Origin of the sequence: Acinetobacter sp. 12966, from assembly GCF_031196995.1 — a bacterium.
In the GTDB taxonomy this organism is placed as follows: domain Bacteria; phylum Pseudomonadota; class Gammaproteobacteria; order Pseudomonadales; family Moraxellaceae; genus Acinetobacter; species Acinetobacter geminorum.
On sequence record NZ_JAVIMC010000051.1, the window covers coordinates 87714 to 108681 of the forward strand.

General features: G+C 39.7%; 19 protein-coding genes. 10 read left to right on the forward strand and 9 right to left on the reverse strand.

Going from position 1 to position 20968, the window contains the following annotated elements; genetic code table 11:
* The first annotated feature begins 217 nt into the window (after nt 1–217).
* The 3 genes from RFW85_RS07330 (at nt 218) to RFW85_RS07340 (ending at nt 2590) form a co-directional block, all read left to right on the forward strand.
* On the forward strand, nt 218–733 hold the full coding sequence (locus RFW85_RS07330; protein WP_309171326.1) for a GspH/FimT family pseudopilin: 516 nt from the start codon (nt 218–220) through the stop codon (nt 731–733).
* A gap of 108 nt (nt 734–841) precedes the next feature.
* Nucleotides 842–2017 carry a thiolase family protein gene (locus tag RFW85_RS07335; protein WP_309171328.1) on the forward strand — a complete coding sequence of 392 codons (1176 nt, stop codon included), beginning with the start codon at nt 842–844 and terminating at the stop codon, nt 2015–2017.
* A gap of 129 nt (nt 2018–2146) precedes the next feature.
* Nucleotides 2147–2590, forward strand: coding sequence for a VOC family protein (locus tag RFW85_RS07340; RefSeq protein ID WP_017392465.1), 444 nt, complete (start codon nt 2147–2149; stop codon nt 2588–2590).
* Nucleotides 2591–2641: 51 nt separating this feature from the next.
* Here RFW85_RS07340 and RFW85_RS07345 read toward each other — a convergent pair whose 3' ends face one another.
* The 6 genes from RFW85_RS07345 to RFW85_RS07370 all read right to left on the reverse strand — a co-directional run bounded on the left by RFW85_RS07345 (nt 2642) and on the right by RFW85_RS07370 (nt 10450).
* On the reverse strand, nt 2642–2995 hold the full coding sequence (locus RFW85_RS07345) for a multidrug efflux SMR transporter (protein WP_086265202.1): 354 nt from the start codon (nt 2993–2995) through the stop codon (nt 2642–2644).
* An 81-nt stretch (nt 2996–3076) separates the two neighbouring features.
* Nucleotides 3077–3562: a DUF934 domain-containing protein gene (locus RFW85_RS07350; RefSeq protein ID WP_309171330.1), complete on the reverse strand. Its 486-nt coding sequence runs from the start codon at nt 3560–3562 to the stop codon at nt 3077–3079.
* On the reverse strand, nt 3555–5198 hold the full coding sequence (locus tag RFW85_RS07355) for a nitrite/sulfite reductase (protein WP_309171331.1): 1644 nt from the start codon (nt 5196–5198) through the stop codon (nt 3555–3557). The genes RFW85_RS07350 and RFW85_RS07355 overlap by 8 nt, the downstream gene beginning before the upstream one ends.
* Nucleotides 5199–5363: 165 nt before the next feature.
* Nucleotides 5364–7769 (reverse strand): glucose/quinate/shikimate family membrane-bound PQQ-dependent dehydrogenase, encoded by a 2406-nt coding sequence (locus RFW85_RS07360; RefSeq protein WP_309171332.1) that lies wholly within the window; start codon nt 7767–7769, stop codon nt 5364–5366.
* Between the two features lie 174 nt (nt 7770–7943).
* Entirely contained in the window at nt 7944–9176 is a 1233-nt protein-coding gene (locus RFW85_RS07365; protein ID WP_309171375.1) for a carbohydrate porin, read from the reverse strand.
* Between the two features lie 155 nt (nt 9177–9331).
* Complete coding sequence (locus RFW85_RS07370; RefSeq protein ID WP_309171333.1) at nt 9332–10450, reverse strand: CoA transferase; 1119 nt, start codon at nt 10448–10450, stop codon at nt 9332–9334.
* Between the two features lie 210 nt (nt 10451–10660).
* Between RFW85_RS07370 and RFW85_RS07375 the strand changes: the two genes are divergently transcribed.
* From RFW85_RS07375 to RFW85_RS07395, 5 genes are all read left to right on the forward strand, one after another.
* Nucleotides 10661–11671, forward strand: coding sequence for an AraC family transcriptional regulator (locus RFW85_RS07375; RefSeq protein WP_002116561.1), 1011 nt, complete (start codon nt 10661–10663; stop codon nt 11669–11671).
* Nucleotides 11672–11841: 170 nt separating this feature from the next.
* Nucleotides 11842–13047 (forward strand): acetyl-CoA C-acetyltransferase, encoded by a 1206-nt coding sequence (locus RFW85_RS07380; protein ID WP_309171334.1) that lies wholly within the window; start codon nt 11842–11844, stop codon nt 13045–13047.
* 18 nt (nt 13048–13065) lie between these two features.
* The gene (locus tag RFW85_RS07385; protein WP_309171335.1) at nt 13066–15201 is read left to right on the forward strand and encodes a 3-hydroxyacyl-CoA dehydrogenase NAD-binding domain-containing protein; all 2136 of its coding nucleotides are present in this window, start codon (nt 13066–13068) and stop codon (nt 15199–15201) included.
* Between the two features lie 165 nt (nt 15202–15366).
* Nucleotides 15367–15624, forward strand: coding sequence for a hypothetical protein (locus RFW85_RS07390; protein WP_004638947.1), 258 nt, complete (start codon nt 15367–15369; stop codon nt 15622–15624).
* 11 nt (nt 15625–15635) lie between these two features.
* The gene (locus RFW85_RS07395) at nt 15636–16496 is read left to right on the forward strand and encodes a patatin family protein (RefSeq protein WP_080027746.1); all 861 of its coding nucleotides are present in this window, start codon (nt 15636–15638) and stop codon (nt 16494–16496) included.
* Nucleotides 16497–16525: 29 nt separating this feature from the next.
* On the opposite strand, the gene RFW85_RS07400 is transcribed toward RFW85_RS07395, so the two are convergent.
* Nucleotides 16526–16945, reverse strand: a complete 420-nt coding sequence (locus RFW85_RS07400) for a GNAT family N-acetyltransferase (protein WP_309171336.1) — start codon at nt 16943–16945, stop codon at nt 16526–16528.
* Nucleotides 16946–16957: 12 nt separating this feature from the next.
* Nucleotides 16958–18166 carry an SAM-dependent methyltransferase gene (locus RFW85_RS07405; protein WP_309171337.1) on the reverse strand — a complete coding sequence of 403 codons (1209 nt, stop codon included), beginning with the start codon at nt 18164–18166 and terminating at the stop codon, nt 16958–16960.
* 128 nt (nt 18167–18294) lie between these two features.
* Between RFW85_RS07405 and RFW85_RS07410 the strand changes: the two genes are divergently transcribed.
* The gene (locus tag RFW85_RS07410; protein ID WP_309171338.1) at nt 18295–18936 is read left to right on the forward strand and encodes a hemolysin III family protein; all 642 of its coding nucleotides are present in this window, start codon (nt 18295–18297) and stop codon (nt 18934–18936) included.
* Nucleotides 18937–19068: 132 nt separating this feature from the next.
* The gene (locus tag RFW85_RS07415) at nt 19069–20379 is read left to right on the forward strand and encodes an MFS transporter (RefSeq protein WP_002116183.1); all 1311 of its coding nucleotides are present in this window, start codon (nt 19069–19071) and stop codon (nt 20377–20379) included.
* Nucleotides 20380–20447: 68 nt separating this feature from the next.
* On the opposite strand, the gene RFW85_RS07420 is transcribed toward RFW85_RS07415, so the two are convergent.
* Nucleotides 20448–20891, reverse strand: a complete 444-nt coding sequence (locus tag RFW85_RS07420; protein ID WP_078219685.1) for a hypothetical protein — start codon at nt 20889–20891, stop codon at nt 20448–20450.
* Nucleotides 20892–20968 lie beyond the last annotated feature (77 nt).

Below are 20968 nucleotides of genomic sequence, written 5' to 3' on the forward strand. Positions count from 1 at the left end.
TGACAAAATTACTTACAATTTCCGTTGTAATTCGGTAATTTTTCACTCAACTAGCAAATATGAACAGCTTCTTTGTTTCGCTTACGGTGATTTTACCAGTATTCTAGCATCCTGATAACCTTTATTTAATTTTGTGTTTCCTCACTATAAAAATCATTATAAATCATTGATAGAAAGCATAAAATCAAAATATTTCTTTATATATTAAGGAATTTTAATGTTTAAATCTCCCGGTTTCACGTTGGTGGAACTCGCTATAACGCTCGCAATTTTTATGATTATGGTCGCTATAGCGCTACCTTTATACCATCAATTTATGGCTTCTGTAGAATTAAAAAATTCCTCTCGACTACTCACAATTCATATACAAAAAGCCAAATACGACGCAATTCTACGACATAAGAGTGTCGTACTTTGCCCAAGTGTTGATTTGTCTACATGTAATAGTAACTGGGATACAAGTCTTATAAGCTTTGTAGACACAAATCAGAATCTACAAAGAGAAAACAATGAAGAAGTATTAACCAATGTTGAACTTGACCATCACTATGGTTCTTTAAAATTTCAAAAGTTTGGAAAAAATCTAAATAGTATTGTATTTCAGGGCGACACAGGCCTCCCACGTGAATCTAACGGTACTTTTACTTATTGTTCTTATAATCAGCTTAAAAACTTTAAATTAGTCCTCAGCAAAATGGGACACACGCGTTTAGAAGACATTAAAAATTGTTAGAACTCTACAGTCTAATGCAGAAGATATCTCTCTTTAATTTTTGCAATATACTGCCTAGGTTTTAAACATTTCTTATTTTGAGATTAAGAACAATCGGAGATTACAACAATGACTGACATCGTAATTGTGAATGGTGCTCGTACTGCCATGGGTGGTTTTCAAGGATCACTATCAGGACTTACAGCGCCTGAATTAGGTGCTGTAACGATTAAAGAAGCTATCGCACGAGCAGGTTTACAGCCTACTGATGTCGAAGAAGTTATTATGGGCTGTGTTCTTCCTGCTGGTTTAAAACAAGGCCCTGCTCGTCAAGCAATGCGTAAAGCTGGCTTACCAGACTCTACAGGTGCGGTAACGATTAACAAGCTGTGTGGCTCTGGCATGAAAGCTGTTATGCAAGCCGCTGATATGATTAAAGCAGGTAGTGCTGACGTTGTTGTTGCTGGCGGTATGGAGTCTATGACAAATGCACCTTATGTTTTACCAAAAGCACGAACTGGCTACCGTATGGGCCATGGTGAAATTAAAGATCATATGTTCTTTGACGGGCTTGAAGATGCTGAAACTGGGCGTTTAATGGGCTCGTTTGCTCAAGATATGGCCAATACTCGTGGCTATACACGTGAACAAATGGATGACTTTGCGATTCGCTCTTTGAAACGTGCTCAAACAGCAATTACTGAAGGCTATTTCAAAGATGAAATCGTTCCAGTTACCGTACCTAGTCGTAAAGGTGACGTCGTTGTTGATCAGGATGAACAACCTTTAAATGCTAAAATTGATAAAATTCCTTCACTCAAACCAGCTTTTGCAAAAGACGGTACAATTACCGCAGCGAATGCAAGTTCTATTTCGGATGGTGCGTCTGCATTAGTATTAACTTCAAGTGAAGTTGCAGCACAGCGCAGTTTACAACCACTTGCGAAAATTATTGCGACAGCGTCAAACTCTCAGCATCCTTCAGAATTTACGATCGCTCCAGTTGGTGCTATTGAAAAAGTTCTTAAAAAAGCGGGATGGAATGCTCAAGACGTCGATCTTTGGGAAATTAACGAAGCTTTTGCTATGGTTACCATGTGTCCAATTGATGATTTCAAACTTGATGCTGAGAAAGTGAATATCAATGGTGGTGCTTGTGCCCTAGGTCATCCAGTAGGTTCTACTGGTTCTCGTATTATTCTTACTCTTATTCACGCACTCAAACGTACTGGCGGTAAAAAAGGTATTGCTGCACTCTGTATCGGTGGTGGTGAGGCAACAGCGGTTGCAATTGAACTCATTTAATCCAGATTCATTATTTTTAAATCCCACTTCGGTGGGATTTTTTATGAAAAAACTACAAAAAATGACCCACAAAATCACTTTTAAGTTTTAACTTATTCCTTTAAACGAAAACAACAATGGACAATAAAAATGCAACTCAATCACTATCTCAATTTCCAAGGTCAGGCAGAGCAAGCTTTTAATTTTTATAAGTCAGTATTTGGCGGTGAATTCGGTATGTTAAGCCGATATGGTGATATGCCACCTACCGAGGGCGTGACTCTATCTGAAGCCGACAAAAATCTAGTTCTGCATGTGTCTCTACCAATTAATGAATACACTGTACTTATGGCCTCAGATACAAATGATCAGTTCTGTGCCCCTAACAGCGTTTTTACCCAAGGAAATAATCACTACATCTCGATCAATCTTGAAAAAGATGAGCAAGAAAAAGCAAAACAACTTTTTGATGCTTTATCTGTTAATGGTCAAATTGAAATGCCTTTAGAAAAAACGTTCTGGGGCGCATTGTACGGCGCTTTTACCGATCAGTTCGGTATAAAGTGGATGATTAACTGCCAGCTTGACACCTAATATTTTTAATATTTAGCCCTTATAGAAATACTTACTATTTCTATAAGGGCTTTAAACATCGATATTGGAATATTGCGCAATAATCATTAAACCTACAGTAATAAAACCAATTCCCACCCATCCTGCCATATCAATATTCTGACCAAGAAAAATCTTTGCCAAAAAAGCTGTTGCTAATACACCTATCCCAGACCAAAGCACATATAAGATTCCAGCTTGCATATATTTCAAAGCAATAGCAGCGCATGCAAAAGAAATAATATACAAAACCAGAGCAATACCCTGAGCTGTTTTATTGACTAAGCCATTCCCCTTAGCAGAATAAAATGTTGAGAGTACATCTGTCGCAATAGCAAAAAGTAGCCACCAAGCACCAGGATTTATTTTTGAAATTAAACCAAACATTTTTGTTCTTCAGTTGAATCATTTAAAAATTATTCATAAAAAAAGCTGAACCTGAGTTCAGCCTTTATATTTAAAAACTATTTAAGCACCAGTTTGATAACTTGCTTGCGGTACGGCTGTTGAAGCTTGGTATGGGTTGGTAAAGTCTTGCAAACCAGCTGCCGCTTCTTGCACATCTTTACCTTCTTTAATCACAAAACTGTCAAAACCTGAACGTTTTAAGTAGTTTAAAACATCCTTAAATACATCACCTGTTGCACGAAGTTCACCTTGGAAGCCTTGGCGACGCAATAATGCAGCAAATGAATAACCGCGCCCATCACCAAAACCTGCGAACTCGATGAAAATTGCATTAAGCTCATTTAATGGAAATGTATGTTCTTCAGGTGAATCATTCACAGTTACATACAAAGCTTTTTTACCTTGAATGTTTGCCAATTGATCGAGTTGAGCTGTTGTTACAACAACGTCACCTTGTGGAACAACACCATCTTCAGCAATGATTTGATAAGTATTATCTGCAATCGTGCCATCTTTATAAAGCACTGGTAGAGCTGTATTAAGCATATGCACGCTCCTTAAATGGTTGAATTCCTACACGGCGATATGTATCAACAAAACGTTCACCTTCAGTACGCAAATCAAGATAAGTATTTAATACTTCCTCAATGACATCAGGCACAGCATCTGCTGCAAATGATGGCCCTAAGATGTCACCGATTGATGCATCATGATCAGAATTACCACCTAATGTAATTTGGTAGAATTCAGCGCCTTTCTTATCTACACCTAAAATACCGATGTTACCTACGTGGTGATGACCACAAGCATTCATACAACCAGAAATATTTAGATCTAAATGACCAAGATCATAAACTTTGTCTAAGTCATCAAAACGACGTGTAATTGCTTCAGCAATTGGAATTGATTTTGCATTTGCAAGCGAACAGAAATCACCGCCCGGGCAACTAATGATATCGGTAATAAAACCAATATGTGCACGCGCCATATTTTGTTGTTCAAGCGCTTGCCATACATCAAACAAATCTTTTTGAGGTACATCTGCCAAAGCAATGTTTTGTTCGTGAGTCGTGCGAAGTTCACCGAATGTATATTTATCAGCAAGGTCTGCAATAAAATTCATTTCTTCGCTGGTCATATCACCTGGCGCAATACCTGCACGTTTTAAAGAAATCGTAACAATACGATAGCCCTTCACTTTATGCGCATGTGTGTTGATATTAAACCATTGTTTGAATTTTGGATGCTCAGCAAATAAAGCTGTGAAGTCTTCATCTGCTAAATCTTGATAGTCAAACGGTGTGAATTCTTCATCCAGTTTTTTCAAGATTTCTGGCTGAATCTTCAATGCTTCACGTGTATGTTCGAATTCAGCTTCAACTTTTTGTGCAAACACTTCAGGAGTTAATGCCTTAACTAGAATTTTGATACGCGCTTTATATTTGTTATCACGACGACCATGCAAGTTATAAACACGTAAAACCGCTTCTAAGTAAGCAATTAAATCTTCACGTGGTAAAAACTCACGGATAACGCTACCGATGATTGGGGTACGGCCTAAACCACCACCAGCCATAATTTTGTAGCCGATTTCACCCGCTTCATTACGCACGATATAAACACCAATATCGTGGAATGCAGTTGCCGCACGATCTTTTTCTTCAAGTGCAGAAACAGCAATTTTGAACTTACGTGGTAAGAATGCAAATTCTGGGTGGAATGTACTCCACTGACGAATCAACTCACATGTTGGACGTGGGTCTGCAATTTCACCAGCAACCACACCTGCATATTGGTCAGTTGTCGTGTTACGAATACAGTTACCACTGGTTTGAATGGCATGCATTTGTACAGTTGCAAGTTCAGCCAAAATGTCTGGCACATCTTCAAGTGCTGGCCAGTTTAATTGAATGTTTTGACGCGTAGATACATGTGCATAACCACGGTCATAAGCAGTTGAAACTTCGGCAACTTTACGTAATTGTTTAGAATTCATTAAGCCATACGGCACAGCTATACGCAGCATAGGCGCATAACGTTGCACATATAAACCATTTTGCAAACGTAATGGACGATATTCATCTTCAGAAAGTTTGCCAGCTAAATAGCGTTCTGTTTGATCACGGAACTGAGCAACTCGTTCATTAACCAGCTGCTGGTCGAAATCGGTATATAAATACATGGCGTATGGCTAGTAGATTCATTATTAAGGCGGATAGCATAGCGAGCTTTTATTCATCAATAAAATGCTTTTTTTGCATATTTAATAGCGGTTTTATTGATAAGCTTTAATATAAATCGGCATAAAAAAGCCCGGATAAATCCAGGCCCTTTCTATAAAAGCTTTTTATTTGTTATCTGGTAAAGCATAAGCCACTAAATAGTCGCCCATTTTCGTACCAAATGAACCATGACCACCAGCCATGATTACAACATATTGCTTACCATTGATTTCATAAGTCATTGGTGTTGCTTGTCCACCTGCTGGTAAACGCGCTTCCCAAAGTTTCTTACCATTCGTGACGTTAAACGCACGTAAGTAGTTATCTTGAGTTGCACCAACAAACATGACATTACCGGCAGTAGAAATTGAACCACCTAAACCAGGCACACCAATTTTCACAGCTGGTAACTGGAACAAGTTCGGCAAGCTGTCACGAATTGTACCAATACGTTTTTTCCATACCACTTCATGAGTTTTCAAATCAACGCCAGCTACATATCCCCAAGCCGGTTGCTTACAAGGTAAACCAAGCGGAGATAAGAATGCGCTAATTTCAACACCATACGGTACGCCGTACATCGGTTGTACGCCCTGTTCAGTTCCTGCACCTTTTGCAGTTTGTGCACGGTTTGGATCAGCAGGAATTAAACGACTTACGAATGGCAGACCAATCGGGTTCATTACAGCAACCTGACGATCAGGGTTAACTGACATACCGCCCCATTCAAACACACCCAAGTTACCAGGGAAAACTAAAGTACCGTTTTCAGATGGTGGAGTATAAATACCATCATAATTTAGACGTTTGAAAGATACACGACACATGAGCTGATCAAGCATAGTGGCACCCCACATGTCTTTATCAGTCAATTTATCTTGTGGTGCCAAGTTCAAGTCAGAGAATGGCTGAGTTTTTGAATAGAACTCACCTTTAGTTTGTGGTCCACGTTTAACTGTTTGTGGAACTGGTTTCTCAGTTACAGGAACAATCGGTTGACCATTACGGCGATCAAGCACAAAGGCATTACCTGTTTTCGTCAATACATAGATTGCAGGAACAGTTTGGCCAGCTTTGTTTTTGATATCAGCTAAAGATGGTTGTGATGGTACGTCCATATCCCATAAATCGTGATGGGTTGTTTGGAAGTTCCACACTAATTTACCAGTAGAAGCATTAATCGCTAACATTGAGTTTGCATAACGCTCTTTCAGCTCGGTACGGTCACCACCCCAGATGTCTGGTGTACCTACACCTGTTGGTACATAAACGATATCAAGTTTTGCATCGTATGCTAAAGGCGCCCACGCATTTGGTGAGTTATGAACAAAAGTAGTTCCTTCGCCCGGCATTGCATTTGGATCTGCTGCGCCAGTATCAAATACCCAAAGAAGTTTACCAGTGTTAACGTCGTATCCACGAATCACACCAGATGGCTCTTTATTTGAGTAGTTATCTGTTACAGAACCCGCAATCACGACAGTTGAACCAGTCACAATACCAGGAGATGTCGGGTTATAACCGCCTGGGTAAGCATATGGCATGAACTCTTGCAAGTTCACTTCACCATTTTGACCAAAGTCAGTACATGCTTTACCTGTGTCAGCATTTACAGCCACTAAACGGCCATCGTTGACTGGTACAAATACCTTACGTGGACATTGTGTAGAACTAGATTTTTTGCTTTGAAGACTCGTTGCAAACTCAGTTGTATTGTTTGCATCGTAGTACATCACACCACGACAAGTTAAATGCTGGAATGATTTATCCGTTTTAAGTTTCGGATCAAAACGCCATTTTTCTTTACCTGTAGCAGGATCAATCGCAATTAACTGCTGGTGAGCTGTACAGATAAACATGTTATTACCGATTTTAATCGGTGTAACCTGATTAGTGGTTTCGCCAGAGTCGTTATCTGTTTTTAAATCACCAGTACGAAAAGTCCAAGCAACTTTCAAGTCTTTTACGTTCTGATCATTGATCTGTTTCAATGGAGAATAACGCACACCTGCCTGAGTACGACCATAAGCTGGCCAATCACTTTCAGCAACACCAGGCACGGCTTGAGCTGTTTCTGGTTGAGGTGTTTTGATTTCACCATTAATTTCTTGCGGGTCATTGAAGATAGAATAAACCATCAACACGATTGCAATTGCTAAAGTTGAAGATAAGGCAACCTTACTTGATCCAAGGTTGTTGATTCCACGAGTTACAGCCGGAACCAATAACCATAAACCAAGAATACCTAAAATATCTAAACGTGGTGCAAGCGCCCAAAAGTCTGTACCAACTTCCCAGACACTCCAGATAATGGTACCTAGCATTAATGCAGCATAAACCCATAAAGCAGTAGAAGCACGCTTGTAGAGTTGCCATGCAACAATGAGGAGTAATACTCCAGCTATAATGTAGTAAATTGAACCGCCTAGTGTAGCGAGCCAAATACCTCCAATTAACAGGAATAACGCCAGTAACCCAATAATAATTACGGTAAAAGTCGTTAAACCTGATCTTGAAGTAGGTTGATTCATAAACCACCTCTTATCAATCATCATTTTTATAGGAAAGATGTGCCAAGAACCTTATAGAAAAATGGCATCACCAATACATCTAAAACAAATTCAGGCATCAAGAAAAAACGGAAGGTCAGGATAATTCAATTAATGAGTTAGCCCTCGACAATCCGTTTTTCGGAGTAATTACGCTTAGAATGCAGTTGAGAATTTAATACCGCCAACCCAAGTGTTATCACCATTTTTTAATGCGCCAACATGACGAACATATTGCACATTTGGACGAATAGTTAACCAGTTAGTGGCATGAATACCGTAGTAAAGCTCGGTATTGTATTCGGTGTCATATTCTTTAGTTTGAACATCGTTCCAGTCATCATTGATATGGATACGAGCAACACCGAGTGCCAATTCATCTTGAGGACGTTGATTGAGCAAACCTTTATAGACCAAGCCTACATTTTGCATGTTATCAATTTTGTTGGTATCAGAGTCGTGGAAAGTCAGGTTCACAAAACCTGTTAAACCGCGATCTGTTTGATCAGCAGGCTGGAATAATTTTTGTTTTGCAGTTACCCAAACACCTTGTTTATGAGAGTTTTTGGTTTCATCCGCAATTTCTTTTGCATCAGCAGTGCTGTAGTAATAACCTAAACGGTATTCACCCGCCATACTTTGAGCACCTAATTTAGGTGACCAAACCACTTCGGCAGGAATAATTGCACCGTGAGAACCATCAGTACTTAAGTTAAAACCTTTGCCTCGCTCCAGATTTTCTGGGTTATATTCATATACACCAACTTGAGTATATAAGTCAGGTTGCAAGTTATATTTAACACGCATTGCCCATTGGCTAACCGGCCAGTTATACCACTGTTCACCCACCCAGTTACCAACTTGCGAACCACAAAGTGCCAAGTTCTGGAAATCACAGTCAAAACTGTTAAAGTCTTCACCTTCACCAAAACGACCGACTTTAACGTCTAATTTTTGATCCATGAATTTTTTCTTAATCCATAAATCTGTTAAACGCCAAGTTTGCTCACGCCCCCACACTTCTTGTACCGAGCTTAAGTGCCCTGCTAAAGCTGGTGAATGTTCAGAAAGCGACTGTCCATCACGATATGTTAATGTGATTTGAGCTTCAGTATCTTGCCAACCTAAAATTTTATTTAGATCAAAATGAGTTCCTAATGCCAGTTGCCCCGTATAAGCACTGCCATGCGTAGATGTATTTTTTGAATCTAAAATACCGGCATATTCGCCGGTATATCCAAAAGAAAAATCATAACCTTGTGCTTGTAACGCGGTGCGTTGACCGTTCCAATCACCCAACATCCAAGGACTATTTGGGTCGAATGCAGCAGCAGCTTGTGCATGCTGTATAAAAAGAGTAATTGATAAAACGGATAAACAGGAAGCCATCAAGGATTTATGTGTTTTCATGTTTACATACCTTTTATGTCTTTGTTTATTAAGGGTACGCTAATTTTATGTAAAGAAATTATTCAAAATGTTAATCGATTGATTAATCTAATAATAATCTTAATACACATTGTATGAAAAATGGCCTCAGCTGTTTACCACTGCCCTTCACCAAGTTTTTGACCAATAAAGGAATATCTCATTTCCGATCTTGAAAACTTAATTGGACAAGCCAATTGTGGTTCTGTAACCGTCGCATTATTTTGCAAAGGTACATCCACAATCCATCCACGTTCTTGTGCTAAAGGTGAGTTTAAGGACTCTGTTAGGCTTAAAACAGGTTCTACACACACATCAAGATTTGCAAAAATTTCATACCATTCTTTAAATGATTTCGTTTTGATTTTCTCTTGAATGGCTTGTTTAACTTCCTGTCTGTCTTCTACATCTAAGGAAGCGCCCTTTTGTAATAATAAAGGCAAATCAAGCGCCACTGATAAACCAGACATAAATTGTGGCTCAAGACTACCTATTGAAAGATAACGACCATCTTGAGTCATATAATAGTCATAGAAAATGCCACCATTGAGCATGCCATGCTCAGGTGCCTGTTCAACCTGTGCAGCAAGTGTGGCGGATGCCGCCATACTATTTAGGCTAGCAACACAATCAGTCATAGAAATATCAATATATTGTCCCATTCCACTACGTCCGCGTTCGACGACCGCAGCTAAAATCGCAATGACAGCATGAAGTGAACCACCTGCAATGTCTGCAACCTGAATACCTAGCGGTGGCGGACCACTGTCTTGTCGGCCGCTATATCCAGCAATACCAGCTAAAGCTAAATAGTTAATGTCATGCCCAGCCCTGTCTTTATAGCTTCCTGTTTGTCCATATCCTGTAATTGAACAATAAATGAGACGCGGGTTAATTTCGGCAAGTGTCGCGTAGTCTAGTCCGAGACGGCGCATGACATCAGGTCGGAACTGCTCTATGACAATATCAAACTCAGAAATTTTGGCTTTAATCAGATCAATACTCGCCTTATCCTTTAAATCCAGAACAATCGACTGTTTATTTCGGTTTAGATAACTATGTGCTGTTGCTTGACCATTTGCATATGGCGGCATGATTCGGATTAGATCTGGACGTGATGGAGATTCGATATGGATGACTTCTGCCCCCATATCGGCTAAATACATTGTGGCAAAAGGTCCTGGTAAGAGCGTCGAGAAATCGAGAACTTTAAGTCCATTTAATGCTGTCGTCATCGTATTTTTAACCACTATTATTCGAATTTTCTTTTATATTAGTTAAGCAAATATTCTAAAACAATGTCATGTTCAGCCATTTACCTTGATCATTTCGGCAATTTAACATGTAAAAAGTGCTTTTACTCTGTTGTAAATCGCCAATTTATTTTTTTAGACGGTCATTTAGGTCAATTTAAAGTGAACATCAAAGAGACTGAAGGATTCAATATGAGTCGCGATACGATTAGCATCCACTTCGTGAATGCGGCTTTGACAGGCGTAAAACGCCTTGGCATGGATGTTGAAATGCTCCTTTCACATGTGGGTATTGAAGCGGAATTATTACGTCAACCTAAAGCTCGAATCTCACCAGAACAATACACTCGATTTATAAAAATGTTGTGGATGGTCACACAGGATGAACACGTTGGATTTGACGTACAACCGCGTCGTCTGGGCACTTTTGCCATTATGTGTCAGTTGATTATTCACGCAAAAACATTGGGCCAAGCCCTTGAACTGTCATCTCAATTCTACAAATTATTTGGCGATGAATGGTCTGTAACTCTAGAGCGTGACAAACATGAAGCACGTCTAGTTCCCCTCATTCCAAAAACTTTAGATCCAGACCATTTCATTACTGAAAGTATGCTCATGATTTGGCACGGTCTAGCATCATGGTTGATTGAACGTCGTTTGCCATTAGAGCGCGTTCATTTTAGCTATCCACGTCCTGCACATGCAGATGAATATGATGCATTATTTTTTGCACCAGTCATGCAGTTTGATGCACCACGTACTGAAATTACATTTGCAGCTGATTATCTTGATTTACCAATCCGCCAAGATGAAAAAACGCTAGAAGAATTCTTAAAAGCAGCTCCTGCTCAGCTTTTAGTGAAATTCAAAAACACCAACTCGCTAACTTCTCGTATTCGTGAAGTACTCAAAAGCCAAATTGGTGAAGAAATGCCAACGCTTAATGACGTTGCATCAATGTTATATTTATCTCCTCAAACCTTACGCCGCCGCTTGGCTGCCGAAGGTAAAAGCTACCAAGGTGTAAAAGATGCTTTACGCCGAGATGCTGCAATTCACTTGTTACTCAACCCTGAGTTAACACTTGAAGATGTTGCTCAACAAGTTGGTTTTAGTGAAACCAGTACTTTCCACCGCGCATTTAAAAAATGGACGGGGGTAACACCTGGCCTATATCGCCAGCTACATGGTTATCACTAATTCTCAAATCTATTTAAATTTCACATTTAGCCCAAGTTCAACTTGGGCTTTTTTGTATTTCTATTGGCAAAAATCATCACCTGACTGGTGCGCTTATCGTCATTGCGTTGCCTTTTAAAACCAGTACACTCAAAACACAACAAAGTTTAAGTAATAAAAAAGGAACTGTTATGAGCGAGGCTTATATTATTGATGCCATTCGCACCCCACGCGGAAAAGGAAAAAAAGATGGCTCTCTTTACGAAGTAAAACCAATTACATTATTGACCACCTTATTAAATGAATTACAACAACGCCATCAACTCGATACCTCTAAAGTCGATGACATTGTTTTGGGGTGTGTAACACCAATTGGCGATCAAGGTGGTGATATTGCCAAAACTGCAGCGATTGCAGCAGGTTGGAATGATGATGTTGCTGGGGTGCAAATCAATCGCTTTTGTGCATCTGGTTTAGAAGCAGTCAACATGGCAGCAATGAAAGTTCGCTCTGGTTGGGAAGATTTAGTAGTTGCTGGTGGCGTTGAATCAATGTCACGTATTCCAATGGGTTCGGATGGTGGGCCGTGGGCTTTAGACCCAGAAACAAACCTTAAGTCATCATTTGTTCCGCAAGGTATTGGGGCCGACCTCATCGCAACCTTAGATGGCTATAGCCGTGAAGATGTTGATAATTTCGCTGTGAAGTCACAGCAAAAAGCGGCGGCGGCTCAATCAAATGGTTATTTCGACCAATCAGTCGTACCAGTCAAAGATCACGCAGGTGTGGTGATTTTAGAGAAAGATGAATTTATTAAAGGCAATACAACACTCGAAGGTCTAACGAAGCTCAACCCAAGTTTTGAAATGATGGGGCAAATGGGCTTTGATGCAGTCGGTTTACAAAAATATCCAGAAGCACAAAAAATTAATCATGTTCACCATGCAGGTAACTCATCAGGCATTGTCGATGGAGCAGCTGTAGTTTTGTTAGCTTCTGAAAAAGCGGTAAAAGAACAAAACTTAAAACCACGGGCTAAAGTTTTAGCGACCGCACTGGTTGGTACTGACCCAACCATTATGCTGACTGGCCCTGCGCCTGCTGCACGTAAAGCTTTAGAAAAAGCTGGGCTTACGATTGATGATATTGACCTATTTGAAGTCAACGAGGCATTTGCAGCAGTTGTTATGCGTTTTATTAATGAGCTCAATGTCCCTACTGAAAAAGTCAACGTAAATGGTGGTGCGATTGCTTTAGGTCATCCATTAGGAGCAACAGGTGCCATGATTTTAGGTACTTTACTTGATGAGCTTGAACGACAAGATAAAAAGCGCGGTTTAGCGACGCTCTGTGTTGGCGGTGGGATGGGTATTGCCACCATTATTGAACGCGTATAAAAATTAGGGATATAGAAGATGAGTGCAATTCAATACGAAAAAAATGCCGACAATATTGTCATTTTAACGCTTGATTCAACTGGTCAATCTGCGAACACCATGAATGCTGAGTTTCGTGACTCGCTTGATGAAGCGACTCAGAAACTTAAAGCAGAAACAGAACTTTCAGGGGTTATTTTCCGCTCGGCTAAAAAAACTTTCTTTGCAGGCGGTGATTTAGATGAGCTGATTCAAGTTCAGCCTGAACATGCAACTGACTTTTTCAATATGGTTGAAAAGCTAAAAGGTCATTTACGTACAATTGAAACACTAGGGATTCCAGTGGTTGCAGCATTAAATGGCACGGCACTTGGCGGTGGTTGGGAAATCGCATTAAGTTGCCATCACCGTATTGCAATTATTGACCCGAAAAGCAAATTTGGTCTACCAGAAGTTACTTTAGGTTTGTTACCAGGTGGCGGCGGTATTGTACGTATGGTACGTCTCCTCGGACTTCAAAATGCGTTCCCATTTTTAATGGAAGGCAAACAGTTCGGTGTCGATAAAGCAAAATCTTTAGGCTTAATTCATGACACTGCCGAAAATGAACAAGAACTTTTAGATAAAGCAATTGCTTGGATCAAGGCCAATCCAAAATCTCAGCAGCCCTTTGATGTGAAGGGTTATAAAATTCCGGGTGGCGATCCAAAAACTCCAGCAGTTGCACAAGTTCTTGCAATTGCACCAGCCATGTTAAAAGACAAAACCAAAGGTTGTTACCCTGCCCCTGAAGCAATTATGGCTGCCGCAGTTGAAGGTGCACAAGTTGATGTCGATACTGCTTTACGTATTGAGTCTCGCTACTTTACTCAGCTTACAACAGGTCAAATTTCTAAAAATATGATCGGCACTTTCTGGCATGGTCTAAATGCAATTAAGTCTGGTGCTAGTCGTCCTGCCGACGTTCCAAAATGGCAAGCGACTAAAGTTGGTGTATTGGGTGCAGGCATGATGGGTGCAGGTATTGCTTATTCAACAGCCATTAAAGGCATTCCAGTTGTACTTAAAGATGTATCTGTTGAAAATGCTGAGAAAGGTAAAGCTTACTCACAAAAGCTCTTAGATAAACGTGTTTCACAAGGCCGCATGACCGCAGAAAAACGTGATCAGATTTTATCTCTCATCACGGCGACAGCTTCCGCTCAAGATCTTCAAGGTTGTGATTTAATTATTGAAGCGGTATTTGAAAATCAAGAACTCAAAGCTAAAGTCACTCAAGAAGCCGACCAATATCTAGCGCCTAACGGTGTGATGGCATCAAACACCTCAACCCTGCCAATTACAGGTTTAGCGCAAGCAAGTAAGAATGATAAAGCTTTTATCGGTCTGCATTTCTTTAGTCCTGTCGACAAAATGCAGTTGGTTGAGATTATTAAAGGTAAAAACACCTCCGCAGAGACACTTGCCAAAGCTTACGACTTTGTACAACAAATTGGAAAAACACCGATTGTTGTTAATGATAGCCGTGGTTTCTTTACCAGTCGTGTGTTTGGTACTTTCATTCAAGAAGGTATGCGCTTGCTTGCCGAAGGTGTCCACCCAGCGCGTATTGAAATGGCAGCACTGAAAGCTGGTATGCCAGTTGGCCCCCTCGCTATTCAAGATGAAGTATCTTTAACATTAACCGAACATGTTGCTAGTGAAGCACGCAAAGCTCTACAAGCCGAAGGAAAAGATTTACCTAAAACTTCTGTAGATGAAGTGGTTCACACCATGATTCATGAGTTAAACCGTAAAGGTAAAGCTGCTGGAGCTGGTTTTTATGAATATCCTGAAAATGGTAAAAAGCATCTATGGGAAGGCTTAAACCGCTGGAAAAAAGAACATGATATTTCTGAACAAGATATGATTGATCGCATTCTGTTTGTACAGGCCTTAGATACTTTACGTTGTTATGAAGAAGGCGTATTGGAGTCTGTAATTGATGCCAATGTCGGTTCTATCTTTGGGATTGGTTATGCACCTTGGACTGGAGGAGCAATTCAATTCCTAAATCAATATGGTACTGATAAAGCACAAAAACGCGCAGAAGAATTGGCTGCCAAATATGGTCAACGTTTTACACCGCCAGCTTTACTAAGAACCAAAGCTGAGCATAAACAAAATATTCAGTAATTTAGTCCTATTGAATATTTAAAAAACTGCATAAACCTTACCCATATAAATATATTTTATTTATATGGGTTTTTCTTTATGACCTTTAAGATTTCAGCCCCCTGCCTAAATATGCTATAAATAGACTTCATTTTTGTGCTTCTATAGCACATTCGAGAAATTCTTATGTCCGATAAAAATTCTTCCGAGTCAGCAATTTTAGGTTGGAAATTTGTTCTGATCGTTGGTGTTTTGAGTGCGATTTTCCTTGGCTTTTTCTATTTAGCGATGAGTAATGAACCTGACTATATGCCAGGGGCTCAGCGCAAAGCACAACAAGAGCAAATGCAGCAAAAAGCTGAAAATTCCACAGAGCAACACGCTCAACATAGTGACAACATGTCTGAAATGGATATGAAAGAACATCAGAACTCAACTCAGTAATTAGATATCAAATGACAGATTTTTCCCGTAATGCACTTGTTGTAGAGGGTGGAGGCATGCGTGGTGCCTTTACCAGTGGTGTACTTGATGCTTTTTTACAGCAGCAGTTCAATCCTTTCGATTTATATGTTGGCGTATCATCTGGTTCAACCAACGTTGCAAATTACTTAGCAGGCCAACAAGGCCGCACGTTAACATTTTATATTGATCACTCACTCCGTCCTGAATTTATCGATTACAAACGCTTCTTTAAAGGCGGCGATTTACTTGATTTAAAATGGATGTGGGAGATTGGCGAGCAAGAGCATCCGCTTGATCAGCAAAGTCTGTTTGCTAAAAATCCTGATTTTTATATGGTATTGACGCATGCCAAAACAGGACAAGCAGAATATCTTCGTGCGGGTAAAGATAACTTGCTGAATGCACTTCGTGCTTCTAGCTCAATTCCAGTTTTAACGCGTCATCCCGTCGATATTATGGGTGAACCATACTTTGATGGTGGCGTTGCAGATGCCCTACCTGTTCGCTGGACGGCTCAGCAAAGTGATGTCAAAAAACTGTTAGTTTTACGCACTCGCCCGAAAAATTACTTTAAAGCCAGCAGCAGAGGTGATCAGTTCCTCGCGAAATATGCTTTTAAGCATCATTATGGTTTCGCAAATAGCTTACGTAGCCGTTGTGCCAGATATAATGCTTCAGTAGATTTTGTCCGTGGTTCCAACCCAGAACAGCAGATTTTAGAAGTTTGCCCACCGCCGCTTAAAAACATGGCTGGCCGTTTAAGCACCAATCCGAAAAAGCTTCGCTATAGCTATGAAGTCGGCTTAGAAACAGGTTTACAAGCCATTGAAAGCTGGAATGCAATGAAATAATGCCAAATTGAGATTTCTAAAAAGAAGTCTCAATTTAACTCTAAAGCCATATCAATATGTGGGATACCACAATCTAGATATTCCTCGCCTTGAACTACAAAGCCCAATGCTTCATAAAACGCGGTCACATAGGTTTGCGCTGAAAGCTTTAGATAAAGTAAGTTCTGCTGGCGCGCATATTCAATAATATGCTCCATTAAAATTTTGCCCACACCTTGCTTACGATAAGGTACCAAAACAGCTACCCGCCCTACGCTATGCTGCGGCAACAATCGCGCTGTAGCAATTGGTCGCTCACAGTCATACACAATAAAATGCAAAACTGTGGCATCCAAATCATCCCATTCATCTTCAGGGGCAATTCCCTGTTCTTGAATAAAAACCTGCTCACGAATGAGCTTGGCATCTTTCTCAAGCTGCTCCCAACCACCCGCTATAATTTTATACATGGGTTAACCTGCTTAACACTTACAACCAATATTCTCGATAGGCAACTGGTCTTGTAATAACAATTCTAGAGTTTGTTTTTTAATACCATACATGTCTTTCAAGGCTTGAATTTGAGCCATGATCTTGGCATCAGGCTGAGTAACATCCTTACGCTTCGTTGCCAAAATCATTTTATTTTTACTGGTATGTTCAAGCGATACAAACTCAAAAACTTTGGTTTCATAGCCATAAGCTTTTAAAAGTAATGCACGTAATGTATCAGTCAACATTTCAGCTTGCTGACCAGCATGAATTCCAAATTGCAGCATTGGCTGTAAAACTTCGGGACTATGTAATTGTGGGCGCAACTCTTTATGGCAACATGGGGCACACATAATCATTGATGCATTTAAACGAATGCCGGTATGAATCGCAAAATCGGTAGCAATGTCACAAGCATGCAACGCAATCATGACGTCTAACTTTTCCGGTTGATAACTACGAACATCACCTTCAAAAAAGTCTAAATGATTGAAATGAACTTTGTCTGCAACGTTCTGGCAAAACTCCACCAAATTACGGCGCAGCTCTACACCAGTAATTAATGGTGTTTTCTGTTGTTGCAGATAATCATACAATGCAAAAGTTAAATAACCTTTACCTGATCCAAAATCGACAATGCGTAACTCTTGTTGAGACGCATCAATCTGTTCATAGGCACTCGCAAAAATTTCGATAAATTTATTAATCTGTTTCCATTTACGAGCCATGCTTGGAATGACCTGAGCTTTTTCATCAGTAATACCCAGCTCTTTTAAAAATGCATTCCCCTGCTGTACATAGCGCTGCTTTTCACGGTCATGCGCCTGAACCGTTTGTGTCGTATTTACCGCCTGCTTTTTGCCCATATTTAATATGGCTTTTTTCTTATTTTTTTTAAGTTGAATTTCTTGAGTAGTCGAAAATAAGTTTGCTTGCTTACACTGAGTGATTAATTGCTCAATCTGTTGCAAACCTTCTTGAAATGAATAGTTTTTAGTCACATCTTGGGTCGTGTGATGATATAGAGCTGAAAGCTGTTTTTGACCATGTAGCTCTACAACGCGGAAAGTGATTTTTTCCAGCTGCGCCAACTCTCCCTTATATTGGCTCAAGATCAAACGCTCAAAAGCTTGTTGGTCAAGCATTTGCTTGATTTCATGAAAGAATTGCTGTTCTTGCTCAAAGGAGAAAACCGACACGGATATACCTGAAAAATGAAGACTCATATAAAATAGAAGTTTAAAGGGTCTAGGATTAAAAATAAAATAACTTTACGACTGTTTTGTATTTCTATACATTTGTATTTTTAATCAAAAAAATTAAAGTTATGAGTAAATCTGTGTTGGAAACTTACGATCCAAAAGAAGAACTATTTAATGCCTATAGTCATGGTGCTGGTGTTTTTATGGCAGTTGTAGCTTCTATCTTTTTAATTATAAAGGGATCTTATCTTTCAACTGCTCAGTGGGTGGGCTTATGGGTATATTCATTTAGCCTGATTTTAGTTTTTACCAGTTCTACACTCTATCATTTTGCTCAAACACAAAACCTACGCTACTGGTATAAAAAACTCGATCACACTGCCATTTATTATTTAATTGCTGGAACATATACCCCATTCTTAAGCATTGCTATACCTACACAAAAAGCTCATATTTTACTTATTGCTCTCTGGAGCATTGCTGCAATTGGTACACTTTTCAAGTTAGTTTTTATTCATCGTTTTCAGAAAATTTCGCTACTTGCTTATGTTCTTATGGGTTGGCTTGCTGTTTTTGTTATGGATGATATGCGCACCTATCTGAGTAAAGACGCGTTGATTTTGTTAATTATTGGCGGATTAGCTTATACGGTTGGAGCATTGTTTTACGCGTTAAAAAAGGTAAGATATACCCATGCGATCTGGCATATTTTTGTGCTTTTAGGTGCAGGGGCACATTTTCTTGCAATCTATTGGTACGTAGTTTAGTCCATTTTTCACTCATATTCAGTGATCCTGAAAGAGTCATGGATGATGTTCTTTCACGCTATTCTTTGAGAAAAATACGTCTTTAAAAAGAATAGTAATTAAAAATAAATTTTAACTGATATAAGGTCTTATATGGAGTCAACTTCTGCGACTGCTGCTCCTGTAGTAGCCACTAATTCAAAAACACGAGTTTTGTTTGCAAGCTTAGTCGGTACAACTATTGAGTTCTTCGACTTTTATATCTATGCAACAGCCGCCGTGATTATCTTTCCTCATCTATTTTTCCCTGCTAGTAGTGGCAGTGCCGCAGTCTTACAATCTCTGGCAACCTTTGCAATTGCCTTTATTGCTCGTCCTATCGGTGCCGCATTATTTGGTCATCTAGGAGATCGTATCGGCCGTAAAGCAACTCTAGTTGCAGCTTTACTGACCATGGGTATTTCAACTGTATGTATTGGTTTACTTCCAACCTATGCCCAAATCGGGATTGTCGCACCATTACTATTAGCTGTTTGTCGTTTAGGACAAGGCTTAGGCCTAGGCGGTGAATGGAGCGGTGCAGTATTATTAGCGACTGAAAATGCCCCAGAAGGAAAAAGAGCATGGTACGGCATGTTTCCGCAGCTAGGTGCTCCAATTGGCTTTATTCTGGCAACAGGTTCATTCTTATTATTAAGCGCAGTTATTCCTGAGCAAGCATTCATGCAATGGGGTTGGCGTATTCCATTCATTGCCAGTGCTGTATTGGTTATTGTTGGCTTATATATCCGTTTAAAACTTCATGAAACTCCAGCTTTCCAGAAAGTCTTAGATAAGCAAAAAGAAGTTAATATTCCATTTAAAGAAGTCTTAACCAAACATACAGGTAAGCTTATTCTTGGTACAGTTGCAGCCATCTGTACCTTTGTTGTGTTCTATCTTACTACCGTATTTGCCTTAAACTGGGGAACCACTAAACTGGGTTATGCGCGTGGTGAATTTTTAGAACTTCAACTCTTTGCCACACTTTGCTTCGCCGCATTCATTCCTTTATCGGCTATTTTTGCAGAAAAATTTGGTCGCAAAACAACTTCTATTGGCGTTTGTATTGCTGCTGCGATTTTCGGCTTGTTCTTCTCTAGTATGTTAGAGTCTGGAAATACCTTGATCGTCTTTCTTTTCTTATGTACTGGCTTGGCAATTATGGGCTTAACCTATGGTCCGATTGGTACAGTTCTTTCTGAACTTTTCCCAACCTCGGTTCGTTATACAGGTTCAGCATTAACCTTTAACTTGGCTGGTATTTTTGGTGCATCTTTTGCCCCACTCATTGCTACGAAGCTTGCTGAAACTTATGGTTTATATGCGGTTGGTTATTATCTTACTGCTGCATCACTTTTATCATTAGTTGCGTTCTTACTTATTCGTGAAACGAAAAATGATGATGTCAATAATCAGATTTAAAGTTTTAAAGACACCCCTATAAAAAAAGCCAGTTCAAATTGAACTGGCTTTTTTTATACTTAAATGAATTAATTCATTGATGCAGGATTTGCTGGAGCAACACTATTTGTTGCAGCTGGCGCTGTTATATTACTTGCTGCAACTGCCGCTGGTCCTGCTACAGCTGCTTCACCGATTAAAGCAACTTTTGCTTTTTCTTGGCTTTTTGCAGAGAGAGCTGGGTTACTTGCCACAATACGATTAATGTTTGCTGAGTTTGCTGGAGCAATCGCAGTAGTTTGTAAAATAATTGGGCGATTACCTGTGTTACCCAACGTATAGCGAATACCTGTACGTGGACTAATCACTGTAGTATTTTCTTGCTTCACTACAGCTTGAGCCGAAGTTGGGCCTTTTGCTGCAAGTACTTTGTCAACCGTTGTCGTTTGAGGGGCTGAAGCTGCTTCTGCTGCAAAAACAAAACTTGGTACAGCAAGAACAGTTAAAAATAAAGGTTGTAATACTTTTTTCATTGTCTTTCCAACATACACTCTGGATGAGAAGTAAATAGCATTTAATGCTTAAAACTGCAAACATTATTCACAGGCTT